This window comes from Kitasatospora sp. NPDC001603 (genome assembly GCF_040298365.1).
Lineage (GTDB): Bacteria > Actinomycetota > Actinomycetes > Streptomycetales > Streptomycetaceae > Kitasatospora.
In genome coordinates this window covers 1-14,578 of record NZ_JBEPAA010000080.1, presented here as the reverse complement: position 1 = coordinate 14,578, position 14,578 = coordinate 1, and the positions used below count along the sequence as shown (strand labels likewise).

General features: G+C 67.8%; 8 protein-coding genes and 2 pseudogenes. 1 reads left to right on the top strand and 9 read right to left on the bottom strand.

The genetic code is table 11. From position 1 onward, the window contains the following. Nucleotides 1-5 precede the first annotated feature (5 nt). The 5 genes and pseudogenes from ABT263_RS32570 to ABT263_RS32550 all read right to left on the bottom strand — a co-directional run bounded on the left by ABT263_RS32570 (nt 6) and on the right by ABT263_RS32550 (nt 6,729). Entirely contained in the window at nt 6-1,223 is a 1,218-nt protein-coding gene (locus ABT263_RS32570; RefSeq protein ID WP_352295944.1) for an ROK family transcriptional regulator, read from the bottom strand. 85 nt (nt 1,224-1,308) lie between these two features. Next, nucleotides 1,309-1,437 (bottom strand): annotated as a pseudogene (locus ABT263_RS32565) (family 1 glycosylhydrolase); the annotation flags it as partial. A gap of 183 nt (nt 1,438-1,620) precedes the next feature. Next, entirely contained in the window at nt 1,621-1,767 is a 147-nt protein-coding gene (locus ABT263_RS32560) for a hypothetical protein (RefSeq protein WP_352295942.1), read from the bottom strand. Nucleotides 1,768-2,224: 457 nt separating this feature from the next. Further along, nucleotides 2,225-5,473 carry a hypothetical protein gene (locus ABT263_RS32555; RefSeq protein ID WP_352295940.1) on the bottom strand — a complete coding sequence of 1,083 codons (3,249 nt, stop codon included), beginning with the start codon at nt 5,471-5,473 and terminating at the stop codon, nt 2,225-2,227. 425 nt (nt 5,474-5,898) lie between these two features. Further along, the gene (locus ABT263_RS32550; protein ID WP_352295937.1) at nt 5,899-6,729 is read right to left on the bottom strand and encodes a hypothetical protein; all 831 of its coding nucleotides are present in this window, start codon (nt 6,727-6,729) and stop codon (nt 5,899-5,901) included. Nucleotides 6,730-6,960: 231 nt separating this feature from the next. Here ABT263_RS32550 and ABT263_RS32545 point away from each other — a divergent pair, with 231 nt between their 5' ends. Continuing rightward, on the top strand, nt 6,961-8,406 hold the full coding sequence (locus tag ABT263_RS32545) for a restriction endonuclease (RefSeq protein WP_352295935.1): 1,446 nt from the start codon (nt 6,961-6,963) through the stop codon (nt 8,404-8,406). Nucleotides 8,407-8,796: 390 nt separating this feature from the next. On the opposite strand, the pseudogene ABT263_RS32540 reads toward ABT263_RS32545, so the two are convergent. The 4 genes and pseudogenes from ABT263_RS32540 to ABT263_RS32525 form a co-directional block, all read right to left on the bottom strand. Further along, a pseudogene (locus ABT263_RS32540) lies at nt 8,797-10,331 on the bottom strand (ISL3 family transposase). Nucleotides 10,332-10,531: 200 nt separating this feature from the next. Further along, nucleotides 10,532-12,403, bottom strand: a complete 1,872-nt coding sequence (locus tag ABT263_RS32535; protein ID WP_352295932.1) for an ATP-dependent helicase — start codon at nt 12,401-12,403, stop codon at nt 10,532-10,534. Continuing rightward, on the bottom strand, nt 12,400-13,389 hold the full coding sequence (locus tag ABT263_RS32530; RefSeq protein ID WP_352295928.1) for an ATP-dependent nuclease: 990 nt from the start codon (nt 13,387-13,389) through the stop codon (nt 12,400-12,402). Before ABT263_RS32530 ends, ABT263_RS32535 begins: the two co-directional genes overlap by 4 nt. 117 nt (nt 13,390-13,506) lie before the next feature. Further along, nucleotides 13,507-14,388 (bottom strand): OLD family protein, encoded by an 882-nt coding sequence (locus ABT263_RS32525; protein WP_352295925.1) that lies wholly within the window; start codon nt 14,386-14,388, stop codon nt 13,507-13,509. Nucleotides 14,389-14,578 lie beyond the last annotated feature (190 nt).

Here is a 14,578-nt window from a genome sequence, read left to right as displayed (position 1 = left end):
AGGGCTCAACGCATCGCCCGGGCGGTCGAGCTGCCGGCCGTCCGCAGCTCCATCGGTCGCTGGTAGACGCTGTCGAGCACCCCGGCGCAGGCCGCGACCGCCAGCACGTCGACGCCGAAGGCAGTGGCGGTGACCAGCTCGGGTGCGGCGTTGGAGTGCAGGCGGACCTGTTCGGCCAGGTAGGGGCGCAGGCAGGGCGCCACCGACAGCCCCGCCTCACTGACCACCAGGACCTCGGGGTTGAGGACGTCCAGCAGCAGGCCGGCGGCGGGCGCGACGAGCCGGAGCCGCTCCTCGAAGAGGCGGATCGCGGCGCGGTTCCCGGCGCCGGCCAGGTCCAGCAGCAGGCCGAAGTCGGGTTCGGGGACCAGGCCGAGGGCGTGGGCCCGGCGGGCCAGGGTCCGATCCGCGACGGCGGCCTGGAGGCAGCCCGTCCGTCCGCAGGAGCAGGGCTCGGTGGAGCCGGGTACGGCGAGGTGGCCGATGTCGCCCGCGCGGGACCGCCTCCCGCGCAGCACGCTGCCGCCGGTGGCGATGGCCGCGTCGACGACGTTGCCGACGAACAGCTGGACCAGTTCGGTGGCCGTGCTGCCGGCGCCGAACAGCAGCTCCGCCTGGGCCAGCGCCCGGGCGTGGCTGTCGACGTGCACGGGCAGCCGGGTGGCGTCGGCCAGGACGTCGCGGACGGGGACGTCGTGCCAGCCGAGCGGGCCGTGGGCGACGACGCGGCCGGCCCCGGAGTCCACCCAGCCGCCGGTGACCACTCCGAGGCCGAGCACCGAGTGGCCGGTGGCCCGGCGGCCCAGGAAACCCGGGAGGTACGCCCTGATGGTGCCCAGGACCGCGGCGGCGTCGCCACGGCGGGGCAGGCGTTCGTGGGCGACCACCCGTCCGCGCAGGTCCAGCAGGGCGAAGGTGATCCACGGCACCCCGATGTGCACCCCGCAGGCGAGGTGGTGACGGGTGTCGATGTCCAGCGGCAGCTGCGGGCGCCCCGCCCTGGGCGGACCGTCCGGCGGTGGCAGGACGCGCAGCAGCCCGAGTCCGGTGAGGTCGGCGGTGTGCCGGGAGACGGCAGCCGGGCTGAGGCCGGTGGCCCGGCCGACGGCGCTGCGGGTCAGCGGGCCGCCGGTCAGTACCGCGCGCAGCACGGCCCCCGCCCCGCCGCCCTCGGTGGGCGACGCGGTCCTGCCGTGCGTGGGCGGGGCGACCAGGGAGAGCATGCGGTCGATGCTCCCAGCAGCGTGTTGCACGGGCGTGGCGCGAGCGTGAAGCAGCCCTGCCCGGTGCCCGACCAGACCGGCCCGCCTACCTCGCGGACCGCTTCCGCTGGGCGGCGACCACGTCCCGGTACCAGCCGTACGAGGCCCTGGGGGTCCGCTTCTGCGTCTCGAAGTCGACGTGGACGAGGCCGAAGCGCTGATGGAACCCCTCAGCCCGTCGAACACCCTGTCATTCTACCCAGAAGCCCGTTCTCCATCTTCAATCCTCGCGCCTACTAGAGTAGTTGGAGACGACGGAAGCTCATGGCACCTCGGCGCAGGCGGCCTACCCTCCTCAAGGAACAACGTCGAGGACCCTTAAGGCCCGGTGCCATCGGGCGACCGACCTCGGGTCACGCTAGGTCGAGCAACCGCTCGTGGAGCCGTAGCCGCGCTCCACGTCGACCAGATGGATCTCCAGGATCCAGTGGCACCAACCCGCACGGGCCCCCGGCGCCAGGCCGATGGCAGCGAGGGCGGTCGGGAGATCTTCCTGGTCGCTCACGTCGCCGAGCCACCTGGCGGCCTCACGGCACGGGGCGAGGGCGGGCTGGTGACATCGGCCGACTGCGGGCGGCTGGGTCTCACGACGGTCCCCCGGACTTTCAGCATCCATATCTCGACCGACTGAAGCAAGATCACCGACAACGGCCCTGGAGCAGGTCCTCGGCCTGACCGACAACGGGGCGGGCGGCTGGTGGAACCGCCACCCAGCCGTACCCGAGGCCGAGGGAAGCCCCGGCAGGCGACGCGCGACCGACCCCGCCGCGGACCGCACCGCCGACGCAGGGGACGTCAGGGGTGGCGGCGCTGGACGAACCGCTGGGCATCGGTGACCGGCCCGTCTCCCTGACGTGCGAGGACACGAGCAGCCTGGCCTACGCCGCCATCCGTCACGCCGTAGGTCAAGAATGAACTACGGCGTGGCGACTGACACGCAATGACGGGTGTAGTGGTGCTTGTCAGGCTGGTGGTGGGGTGGCCAGCAGGGAGCGGAACTGTTGATGGCCGCGGGCGGCTGCGCGGTTGATGATGTCCTGGGCCAGTTCCGCATGGTCGGGATCCTGCAGGCCTGTGCGCAGCACAGTGCTGATGTCGGCTTCGTGGAGGCTGGGGGTCCAGGGGGCCAGGGTTGGCGAGGTGAGGCACTGCCGCACGAGATCGAGCGCGGGTCCGATGTGGTCTTGTGCGATTGTCGTGAGGTAGCGGAAGCTTCTCGCGCTTCTGCCGAAGGATCCGGCGGTCTTGAGGAGTTCGCGGAGTTGTTCGATGCACCAGGTGGCCGGGAAGCGGCCGCTCTCGACGAGTACTTCGGGGATTTGTGTCAGCTCGTTGTGCTCCGGCGAGTTCGGACCAGCCGGTGCGTCGGAGAGGTTCGCCTTCCTCCATTCCCACCAGCCGCGAACGCGCTCGATCACGGCCTCTGGGGTCTCACGGTCGGTGTTGACGTCGGAGGCGATGTTCCATGCGAGCCGGTTGAGGACCTCGCCGCTGGTGTTGGCGTAGTAGTCGCGGATGGTGCCGTCCTCGCCGTCCAGGTCGACGATTCCGGCCCAGTAGCGCCCGAGGATGTCTGAGCCGAGCTTCAGCCGAAGACGCTCCTGCCGGTCGGTGCCGTCCTCGGAGCGGGTGGAGGCCATGGCACGGTAGGCCTGAAGGAGCAGCTCGATGGCGGGCCTGTACGGCGGTGCGGTCTCCAGGTAGGCCTCCCAGGCGAGGCGTGCGAGCCTCCCGCTGTCCGTCAGGAGGTGGCTGTGGCGCTCGGCCCAGCCGCGGTCGAGGTCGGTCAGATGGGCGAACCGTTCGCCGATTACGGTGACGACCAGGCCCGGGTCGGGCGGGTCGGTGAGAGGTGTGGACCCGGTCAGCCCATCCAGGGTGTCGAACAGGCGTCCGAAGTCGGCGCCGTGGATGCGGCGCCAGCGTGCCCAGGCCACCATGGCGCGCAGTGCCTGGGCGCGGGGGTCGTCCCAGTAGCGGGTGTGGCTCGCGGCTGGGAGGTCGGTGGTGCGGAGGATGGCGGTGAGGGTCTGCCAGATGCCCTCGGCCAGGTCCGGTACCGGCTGAGCGACGGGTTGGACGAGCAGCGCGTACAGGAGCTGGGCGCTCTCGCGCAGGATGTCGTGGGCCTGCGCGGTGGCAGTGCGGGTGGCGGCGGTGGCGGCCAGCTGAACGAGGACTTCGCTGTCGAGGACGTCGCCGCGGTTGATGGCTTCGGTGAAGCCGCCGAGGACCGCGACGAGGTAGGCGTCATCCAGGTCGGTGAAGAGTGCGGCGTGTGCGCTGTGGGCGAGCGCCTGCTGGCTGACGGCCGCTCGCAGTTGGGTCGCGTGGTCTCCCTCGGACGGTCCGGTGAACATGTCGATCGACGGCGTGAAGGCCTGGACGCGGGCGATGAGGTCGGTGGTGTTGAGCGGTGCCAGTTCTTCCGCGGTGACCGAACCCGGCGGAACCCAGATACCTCCGAACGGCTCCGCGATTTTGTCGAGCGAGGGCGCGGGGCCGTACTCCGTTTCGAGGAGTTGGAGGTCGCTTCGCAGGTTCTCGGGCAGGATGGGCCGGATCGCGGCGTAGTGCTCCCGGCACCAGGCGTCCGTCTGTTGCTTCAGCCTGGCGTTGGTGATCTCCTCGCCGGTGTACCGGCGGTGGTCTTCCTTCCACTTGTCCGTGCCGGGCCCCTCCCGGACGACCTGCACCAGCGCGTCACGGTGCTCGGGTTCGAGGCGTTCGCAGTGGGCCCGGGCCAGGCGGAGCCATTCGAGTCCGAGGTTGGGGTCGTTCGCCAGTTGCCGGTCTGTCAGCGTCTGGTTGACGAGTGCCGGTGCGAGGTCGCCGTGGTGCTCCAGCAGGTGAAGGCGCAGGCGCCGGAAGATCAGCCACGGGTGGGCGGCCAGGACGGCGAGGACGGCGGGGAGGTCGGCTCGGCCTGAGGTGAGGAGATGGCGGGCGGCATCGCGGACCGCTGCTGTCAGGCGTGCTTCTCGCGGCTGGTGGGTGTGGGGGCGGTCGCGTTCGAGAGTTGGGTAGAACGACGAGGACATGTCCATTCCGGACCGCCGGGCTGCTTCTTCCGGAGTCCCGCTCACCCGGTCGAGGAGGCCTGTGAGCATCTCCAGCCAGGGCAGCCCCAGGGGGTCGGCGAGTCGGGGCGCGTAGCGTTCCAGGATCTGGTTGTACTCCCACCCGCCGCGTGGGGCGCTGCCCTTTGTCTCGTCGAGCAGGGCGGCCATCAGGTCGAGCGCGGGCTCATGCTGTCCGTTCTCGGCGCAGTGGACAGCGAGGGCCGCGTAGCGGGCCGAGTCGATCAGTTCAGGGCTGCGGCGGGCTGCGGCTGCGGCGCGCGGAGCAAGTCTTGCCGCCTTGGCGGGCGGCATGCGCAGCGCGGCCTCCACCAGGTCGAGGTTGATGAACGGGTTGTCCGTGTCCGGGACGTCTCGGGCGATGACGAGCACTTGGTCGGGGTCGGCTTCCGCGGCACGGGCGAGGTAGGCGGACGCCGGCCAGCGTGGGAGGGAGACCTGGTTCCCGTCGTCGTCGACTGTCACGGGTGGGAGATCCGCGAAGAACCTCTCCTTGCGCAGAGGTCCGAGCCACGCTGGCGTGGTGAGCCGGGAAAAGAAGGTCTCCCAGGTCAGCTGGTTCTGGGGAAAGTCCGTGCGCAGGCGCTTCGCGTCCTCGTTGGTGGGTTGCGCGGTGGCTGCCAGCTTCTCCAAGCGGTCCACGGCCGCCAAGTAGTGAGCCTCGAAGGCGTCGAGGACCGTGTCCAGCATGGCCTCCAGGCCGTCGACACGCTCCAGGATCCCCGCGTCTACCGTCCGTGGCTGCTCGAGGTTCATCCTGTGCGCGGATCCGTGCAGTTTGCCGACCGTGCCGAGCCATGCCTTCCCTGCCGGCGACGTCTCCTCGATACCCAGGGCGGCCAGGATGGCCTTCACCGCCTGCTTGTGGGCGGTGCCGGCACCCTGCTCACGGGGGGCGCGGGCCTCGTCGGGCAGGAGAACGTCCCTGACTGAACTCTCCAATTCCCTGAGCAGGTGGAAGATCAGCATGAACCGGCTGCTGAGCTGGAAGTCATGGTCGACCAAGCGGCACACGTCCTCGAACAGAGCGGCCGGGCCGGGGCCGAGCTGCTGCAGCCGTTGAAGAATCCGCTCCCGGCGGATGGATCTGTCGTCGAGCGGTACAGCGGGAAGGGAGTGAGGCTCTGTCACCTGCCTATCATGCCTTGGCCCATGGCTCCGTGATGGTCAGCGGGGCATCTCGATGCGGCGCAGCCGGCGGCCGGGGACCAGCGCGCAGGCCGCGGTGGCAAGCCGGGCAGCGCCGCGCGGCGTGTGGGAAGTGACCTGGGACGACAACGACCGCGGCACGTTCGAGTACGGCCCCGAGCAGACCCCGGGCGAGGTTCACATCGTGTCCGGGACGACGCCACCGCCATCGTGATTCGCTACCCAACTCCCCCCGCCCACAGGCAATGAGGACCTGCAGCCGGCACAATGCAAACCGCTGGGAGCTGCAGGCCCTCATGGGCAGCCGTCGACTGTGGCCGGAGGGTAGGACTCCCGGCCGCTCGGCCGTCGAGCCGACCGAACCGAACCGACAGGTGTGGCCTCCAATGCGTGACCTGAACGGGCAGTCACCGACAACCGAGAGTGCGTGGGGCCGGAGGCTTGTCGACGTCCCGCACCGGGAACCGTCGGGCGGGAGAGCGGGTCGAGAATGAGAACGCTTTCCTCATCGTCTGGGAGAGCACGATGATGTCGGTTACCGGCCGCATCGCATCCCAGTCTGGAGTGAGAAGGCTCTCCGGGCGGAAGGATCTGTCGAAGATGCGGTGTAGTGAGAACGAGAAGACCTGGTCCAGCACGAAGCACACTGTTCGCCGTTCCTTACCCTGACTTGCACCCAAGTCCATCTTCCTCAGGACGTCGCTGCGTCCTTCCTCCGGCCGAAGGAGCTTCTGTATCAGGGTGGTCAAGTCGGGGAGGGTCAGGTCGAACCGTCCGGTCGCCATGATGGTGACCATCCCAGGAGGCGTGATCAGGTGTTCGTCGTCCACGTAGGCGTGGAACGGGCTGCTCGCGAGGTGGTCTGTTGTACGGATGCCGGCGTGCTCCATATCCCGGACGATGTCGATGATCGTCTGGCGCTGGACGGTGGGAACGGCGGCGGGAATGTCGATGAGCCAGGGCAGGGTCAGCCCCACCGACCCGGCCTCCACGTCGGCTCCGCCTGGGTGGGCTTTCGTCCACGACGCGAAGTTGCGCAGCAGTTCCGAGTTGACCATCGACACGACTTCGAGCGCGGTGTTGTCGCCCACGAAGTCGTACCGCCCGTTGTGCGGATTGAGGTCGTCAGGAGGCAGGTGCATGGAACCGCAGCCGAAGCATCGGTCGTACGGCGCCAGAGGGCCGAACAGGCGCCGCCCTACCCAGAATGCCGAGCGTTCGGAGGCCAGCTTCTGCATGATCACACGATAGTAGGACGGTAGGGGTGGTGTCGGGGGAACGCCGAGAGGGCACCAGGGCAAGCTGTGGATAGGATTCGGATCGAGTTGCCCCGTAGCCTGTGACCTTAGGCTGGCGCACTTTCGCGATCCCTGCGACAGCGGGGAGGAGCGCCCTGCTGTCATGGGAGGGAGCTAGCATCGCTGCCTCCGGCAGCAGCCGGCATCGTGCGCACAGCAGGAGACGGCACCATGGCGGACACCCCCCGACCGGATACACCCCCGTCCGAGGCGGCGTTGGATGCCGACCTGCGGAAGCTGCTGCCACCAGGCCAGTGGGACGACCTGGAAGAGCGGTTCGACCGGTTGATGGCCGACTCGAACCCATGGGCCAGAGGCACCGAGCTGGAGAAGCTGCTCGTGCAGGTCCTGAGGCGCGCCCACTTCCGGGTCGAGCACGACCCAGCCACGGCCGACCGGCAGATCGACCTGATGGCATCCTCCCGGGACGGCACCTTCCTGATCGAGTCGAAGTGGACGAACAGCCCGTCGGACGTAGACGTGGCCGACAACCTGCGCGTGCGCGTGAAGGAGGTCGGCAGGCAGGCCGTAGGCGTACTGATCACCGTTGCCGGAGTCACCGGTCCGTGCGCGGCACGCATTGTGCGCTACCGCGAGGAGGCCCTTATTGTCGTCCTCGACGAAACCGATATCCGTCTCGTCCTCAACAACCCGCACGAACTCTCCCGGCTGCTCTCCTTCAAACGGATGCAGTTGGAGATGGCTGGCCGAGTGGATGTTGGAGCCGACGGCCGGTACTGGCACCGCCCCGCGGTCGACACCGACTACGTCCTCCCGGACTCTACGCGGCAGATTGTCGACTTGGAGGGCCAGCCGCTCACCGCAGTCACCGCCGTCGGCAACCACTCGCCCTACGTCTTCACCCTGGACCTGCCCAACGTCGATTCGCGCTTCTCATGGGGCTACGGGGTCACGCTTGACGTCTCGCTCGGCGCCCGAAGTGAGAGCGAACTCCTCGATGCCCTCCGAAGACTCAATGAGCACGGGTGGCTCAGCAGGCACGCACACTGGACGATTCAGAAAGCGGACCAAGTCTGGCACGGCGTCGGAGCACGGACCTTCGCCGCAATCCTGCCCAAGTGGCGGGACCGCCTGTCCGCCGGCAGCGGAGACTCGTCCGAGATCATCACGCTGTTCGACAAGATCGACGGCGGCTGGTACACGGTCACCACTGGCGTGGACTGCGACGAGGCCCGCCGCGCAGCGGAGCCGGTGCTCTCCTTCCAACTCGAAGGAGTGCCAGTCGACCAAGGTCCGCTGCGCCACCTCGTGGAGCAGTTCGAAGTCCCGCTTCGCGGCTTCTACCGGCCGCTGGCTGCCAGGGCTGTTACAAGGGGCTCGTCCCAGGACCGGCCGGAGTTGGAGGTCGTCGGGTTCGTGACCGAGCGAAGCGGTGACCGGCTGTGGACGATCGGCGTGGTCGCCAAGAACCCCTACTACGGCCTCGCCTACGGAAAGCAGCCCACCTCTTGGCCATGGATGGAGTCCGGCGTGCTGGTCTGTTCCCTGCGCTCTCAGCACCCGGCGGACGAGCCGAGAAGCCGCTATCACCTGTTCTCGTGGGCGCTCGCCTCAGCCTACGACTCGACCGCCGTGAAGATCGTCGCCGAGTGGTAACACAGCACTGTCCTGGGCCCCGGCTACTGTCCGTCCCATAGGAAACTGTCCGAACAGCCGATACCGGCAGTTTGTCCGCCCGCCCCGGGGCGGGCCAAGGGATTGCCGTCAGAGCATTGATACCGGTCTCGCATGGCCGCTCTTGAAGCCCTGCTGGACCGTATTCCCAGGTACCAGGACGTCTACTTCCCCTTGACGCGTTGTAGGCCCCGCTGTTCGGCGGGGCCTACAACGCGTTGGCAGGAATCCCGCTGTGCCTCGCCGCACAAGCACCACCGGCCGGATCGCCGACAGGCCTCAGGCGTAGCTGTCCCGCTCAGCTCGTCGGCCACCTCCGGGTCTGTCCAGCGAACGGCTCTGGCCGTAATCGGTGGTAGCACTGCGTGGTGATCATGGGAGGAGGATCCGCTGGCGGAGGAGGGGGAAGCCAGCGCGTCCGTGCATCTGCCTCATGATCCGTTTAGTGCGGGTGTTGACGCCTTCGGTGCGGCCATTGTGGAACGGCAGGGTCAGGCCGGCTTCTACGGCAGCGCGGTCGAGTTCGAGGCCGTTTGCGAAGGAGTGCAGGTGGGGCAGATCGCCGGCACGGACGGCCGCGATCCAGTCGGTGAGCTTGGCGTCGTTGCCCTCGGCCGGGTTCAGCAACTGGGCGAACTCGTGGACCAGGCGGGCGAGGTCGGCCATCTCGGGGCAGTCCTTGGTGAGCTCGGCCAGGAGCGCGGCGTCCTGCTCGCGCAGGTGGTCGGGGCGGGTCAGGAGCAGGCGGGCGAAGCGCTTCGGGGTGGTGACGGGCCGTTCGCCCTCTGCTCGGCCCTGGTTGATGTAGCGGACCAGAGGTTCGCGCTGCCGGTGTAGCCCAGTCCCTTGATCTCGCGCAGGAGGTGGGTGACGGGGACCGCGGGGTCCTCGACCCGGCGTCGGCGCAGGTGATCGCGGTAGGGGTCGACCAGGGTAGGCCGGTAGCGCGGTGCCCGGCGCTCGGCTGGGGGCTCTTTGCGGCGTGCGTGGCGCTTGACGGTGTTCAGGGCGAGGTCGAGGCGGCGGGCGCACTCGAGCAGGCCGACACCCCTGTCGAGCAAGTCGTGGATCTGCTGCCAGCGCTCGCGGACACTCTGCTCGTGCACGCCCGCGGGCCGGGCCGGATTCACCGCGGTGGCCCAGCAGACGGCGTGGGAGCGGACCTCGCCCAGGAGCTTGTCGCACAGGTTCGACCACAGGTGTTATCGGTCGCTGACCTGCACCGCTTCCGGAAGTGCCTGCCGGATCGCCTCGCCGTAGGAGCCGGAGCCGTCCCGGCACACGTACTGGGCGCCGGGGTGCTCGCGCAGCCACGCGACCAGCGTCTTGGTGGTGCGGTCCGGCAGGACGTCGATCCGCTCGCCGGTCTCGGCGTCGATGATGACCGTCGCGTACCGGTGCCGGCGCTTGAGCGCAAAGTCGTCGACGCCGAGTACACGCGGCACACGCAGCGGCGGCAGCACTTGGTGCATGAGGATCCGGAGCGCTGTTGAGCGGGCCACGGCGCAGGCCAGCACGCGGGAGAGGCGGGCGCCCGCACGGCCCGCTAACTCCTTCACCACCGTGCTGAGTTGCCTGGTCAAACGGCTGGTGCGGCGCTGGTAGCGTTCCACGATGCCGGGGACCTGTTCGCGGAACGTTTGTCGCGGACAGCCGAGCACCGGACAGACCAGGCGCCGCAGCGTCACCGAGACGACGACTCTGCGCCCGTCCACCGGCATGTCCGTCACCTTCCGCCCGTGGAACCCGTGCACCCGCTCGGTCGGCGTTCCGCACGAGGGACACGGCACCGGGGCGTCCCGGGTCCGGGCCGACACCCGGATCACATCTCCTTCATCCGACACGCCCTCGAGAACCAGGCCCGACAGCCCCGAAAACACCACGCTGACAAGCTCGTTGACATCCAACACGCCATGCCAACGAGAATCGTCACGATAAGTCACCACCGATTACGGGACAGAGCCGTTCTTTTTACAGACCCTCGCCAGGCTGTTCTCCAGAACACGAGGACGACCAGCGAGCGCGGCCTCCTCGCCCTCGCCTCAACCGGGAGCCTGCCTCAGCCCGAAGACTCCCCGCGGGACGTTGCAGCCTATCCAGCCCGTGCTCAACGGAGCCCTCTTTCGATCTCAGCGATAAATCTCGTGCGTCCCGGGCTGCGGTCCTCTGCCGGGTAGTACCTGTTTGCCGGCTTCGTGTAATGGTCACCCGTAATCAGCACTGCCTCGTCCTTGGCGCGGGTGATGGCGACATAGAACTCGCGACGTGCTGTGGCAACCGCGCTCGGTATAGGCGGCCGGTTGGGAAAATAGGAGGGAACCAGTTCCTCTACGAGCCCTGGGAGGATCACGACGGAGAACTCACGGCCCTTGGCGCTGTGGTAGGTGGTCAGGGCGACGTGCCCAGGAACTTGCCCGCCGGCAAGCTCTGCCATGGTCAGTGGTTCGTCGCGCAGCGCGTTCAGCCTCTCGGCGGTATCGCGGTCGCGCGGGTCGCGGCTAGCTCTTACCAATGCCGCGAGGTCCATGCTCGACGAAAGCATCCCAAGGAACGCTCGTGCGTCGTCAGAAGGTTCCGGCCGTGGTGAAACGTCCAGGACTGTCGCTAGCTGTCGTGCCAGAGTGCGGCGAGTGTCGTCGGCAGTCGCCAGGCCCGCGAGTTGTAGCTGGCGCTTCCAAACGGAGGCCAGGTTGCGCAAGGGAAGGGCGGGTGCGGTGCCTGTACTGAGCCAGTTGCTGACGCCAACGGGGCCGGACAGCGTCCGAGCTGTGCACAGTGCAATGAGGTCAGCCAGTGGTCCTGACGGTCGGCGGCGCTGCTTTTCACGGTCGTACGGGATCCGGGCGGCATCCAAGGACTGCGTGAGTGCGTCGAGCACCGAGCCTTGGGCCCGGTACAGGATGGCGATGTTCTCGGGGGCGAGTCCGTTGGCGAGCCGGTCCCGCACGGCGTCGACAGTCAGCTCGGCATGGTGGTCGAGGCCACGCGCCGCAGGGATGATTGTCACGGTGCCTGTGTCCATTCGCTTTGGATCAGCCTGGCACCCGCGCTCCTCACCCAAGACAGCGGTCCCAGCCGCAACCAGCTCGCTCCCGCTGCGGTAGTTCAGGGTGAGTCTGACCGGATGGAAGCCGCGTTCGTAGAGCTCCCCGAGGTAGCGGGGACTGGCGCCTTGATATGTGTAGAGGACTTGGTCGGGGTCGCCGACGGCTGTGACGGACGCGCCGGCGTCAAGCAGAACCTCGACGATCGCGTGGAGGACGGGGCCAAGGTCTTGGTACTCGTCGATGACGATGTGGGGGTAGCGCGCAATGACCTGCTCCCGGGCAGTTCTGCTGCGGCGGAGGAGGGCGAGGGCCCGGCCGGTCATGGCTTCGAAGTCGATCAGGTCGTGCTGGCGGAGGAGTTCCTCGTACCGGACGACGGTGTTCTTGTGGATCACATGGAAGCTGTCCGTAGACTCGCCTGCGGACACGACACGGCGAAGGCGGTCGAGTGTGGTGCGGTCCTGGCTGGGCGAGCCGAGGCCGGACTCGTGTGCTGCCTGCCTCATCAACGCCTTGCAGGTGTCACCATCGGCGACCGTAGTGGTTACCCGGTTGAATCCCTCGTCGATGAGGTGGGCGTACGGCCGCAGGACGCTGTTCAGGCAGAAGGAGTGAACGGTGGTGCTGGTGAGGCGGCGCCCGGGACGCATCCCGAGCCGATGGAGTCGCTGGCTGGTCTCATCGGCAGCCGCATCGGTGTAGGTGAGAGCAGCAACACCACGTCGGGAGCTGGTGGTGGCGAGGAGAAAACCGATCCGCGCTACAAGGGTCCGCGTCTTTCCTGCGCCCGGCCCTGCGACCACCAATAAGTTACCGATATGAGTTGCCGCCCTACGCTGGTCGGGGTCCAGCTCCGAGATCTCGGCCGCCAGGACTGGTGACACCCGCACCGGCGCGTGATCTGCCGTCAGTGCAGAGGGCTTCTGGCTCACTTGGCCTGTCCCGTGTCGTCAGCGGCCCCATCCGCCGGCGCGAGCGCCGGGAGCAACGGGACTCCCCGTACGGCCTGACTGAGGTCCTCCAGCAATACGAGGATCGAGCCCGCACCCTGGATGCTGGCGAGTTCGCCACGGGTGAAGGCGCCGTCGGTGTTCTGGGGGTAAAAGTCCCTTAGCCGAGCGCGGAGATCCATGACGGCCACGTGTGCCGCGAGCCTCTGCGCGAACCGTCCCTTCCCGATATCTTCGATCTTCTCAACGAAGTCGGACCGCTCCTGAGCCGTGGACGCATCGCCCGAGGCTACCGGCTTGAGCAGTTCCTCGAAGGCACGGCGCGAGGAGTTCCTGGTCTTGAAATCGCCGTGTGCGGCGGCCAGCTCCTCGGAAAGGAGGTGGGCAATGTCTACTTCAAGGGTGTGCTCTCCAACATAGACGCGAGCCCTCCGGGCAGTCTCGACCAGCGTAGGCCGGTCCGGACGCGATCCTGTCTCGGGAAGGTCGACCTCGGTGATGGCGTCGATCCCCGTTACCAGGTCGGACTTCAGGTCGCTCATGCCGGCAAGCTCAGCCAGTTGCTTGGCACGCCAGAGCCCGGGCTCCTTGAGCCAAGTCCTCTTGACGCCCCTGGAAGTCGGCTCCGCGTTGGCGGCATCACCGTCGGTGAGCACCCAGTGCGGCCGGTTAAGCGCCGTCGGGCCGAGCAAGGTCGCGTACGGCGCGAAGTCGGTGCCTTCGACGTTGGAGACGACGATGCCGTAGTTGTCGAAGTGGAAGCCTGCGGCTTCGGCTAGGGCCGGCAGGAGGTAGGCGTCGGCCGCGCCCTCCACAAATACCACCTCGCGGGCGAAGAGGATCTCCGCGCGAGTGACGTTGAGGTAGCGCTCAAGGTCCGCAGCCACCTTGGGGTCAATGAGGCCGGGAGACACGACTGAGGCAGTCGTGCGCCCCTCGTGGCTGTCTGTCAGCACGATGCTCGACAACGGGGTAACCGCAGCGATGTGAGGGCTGTGCGTGGTTAGCAGCAGCCGGTTGGGCTCGCGCAGGAGATGGGCGAATACCTTTCGCTGCAGGCTTGGGTGCAGGTGTGCCTCGGGCTCCTAAACGGCAAGGAGAGCGTCTTCCCCCTCTGTTGCAGATCGCCGAAACCGCAGGTGCTCAAGGAGAAGGGCGAGGTAGACCACGTTCGCGGTGCCGGTTGAGGCGCGCTCGATTCCCCGTGTCGCTGCCGGATCGGTGAGTAGTTGGACACTTCGGATGAGGTCTTCCTCCCGGCCGGCGAAGTCCAGGGAGGGAACGAGGGAGAGCTGGGTTCCGGCCAGTGCGTCGAGTCGCATCCTGAGGTCAGAGACGAGCTGCCGGACGTTCTGGTCCCCGTTGAGCTGGGTGCGCGCAGCCTTCAACGCTGTCAGTGTGTCCTGGATGGTCTGCTCCGCCGGAGGCATATCACGGAGGAGCCGGGTGAGCGGGCTACGGTCGGCCCGTCGGAAGTCGCCCTCGGCGTCTCGCAGGGCGTGAAGGACAGTCAGCGGGACAACGTCCATCGCGTGCCGCATTCCCTGCCCAGGGTCATCTCCGCCGTAGATGTCGTAGGCGTAGTCATCGGCGGTCAGCGGCCGCTCCAGAGTACCGACCTCAACCTTGGGCGCGAAGGAGTACGTCAGCCGGGCGACGCGGGGTTCTCCGTCGTGGCTGATCAAGGCACCGTCGAAGGTCCCTTGGGCGTCCGGGTCATCGTCGAACCCCGTCAGATCCACCTCAACGGTGACAATCACGCCGTCGTGGATCGAACCTCCGTCGTGGATATCGTCAGCATGGAGCTGGCGTGCACGACTGGGAAGGTCCGGGTCGAGTACCAGACGAAGGGCGTGGATCAAGTTGCTCTTACCCACGCCGTTCAGTCCCACGACGACAGCGGGGGTGGGGAACGGGTCGATGACCAGGTCACGGAAGTTCGTGACACGTACCCTCGACAGCCGCACTTCGCTCCCCAACCTTCATCCAGTGCCTGCGCAGCGGGCTGGTGGCGACGCTGTGCTCTCAAGTTGGAGCCTATCGCTGCCACCGAACAGAGTTGCTAGTGCTGAATTCCCCAAGTAGCGGGTATATGGCCTCCGTTGGGGTGAATTTGGTGCGGTAGGGGGTGGGGTGTGCCGGGGTTGTTGCGGGCCC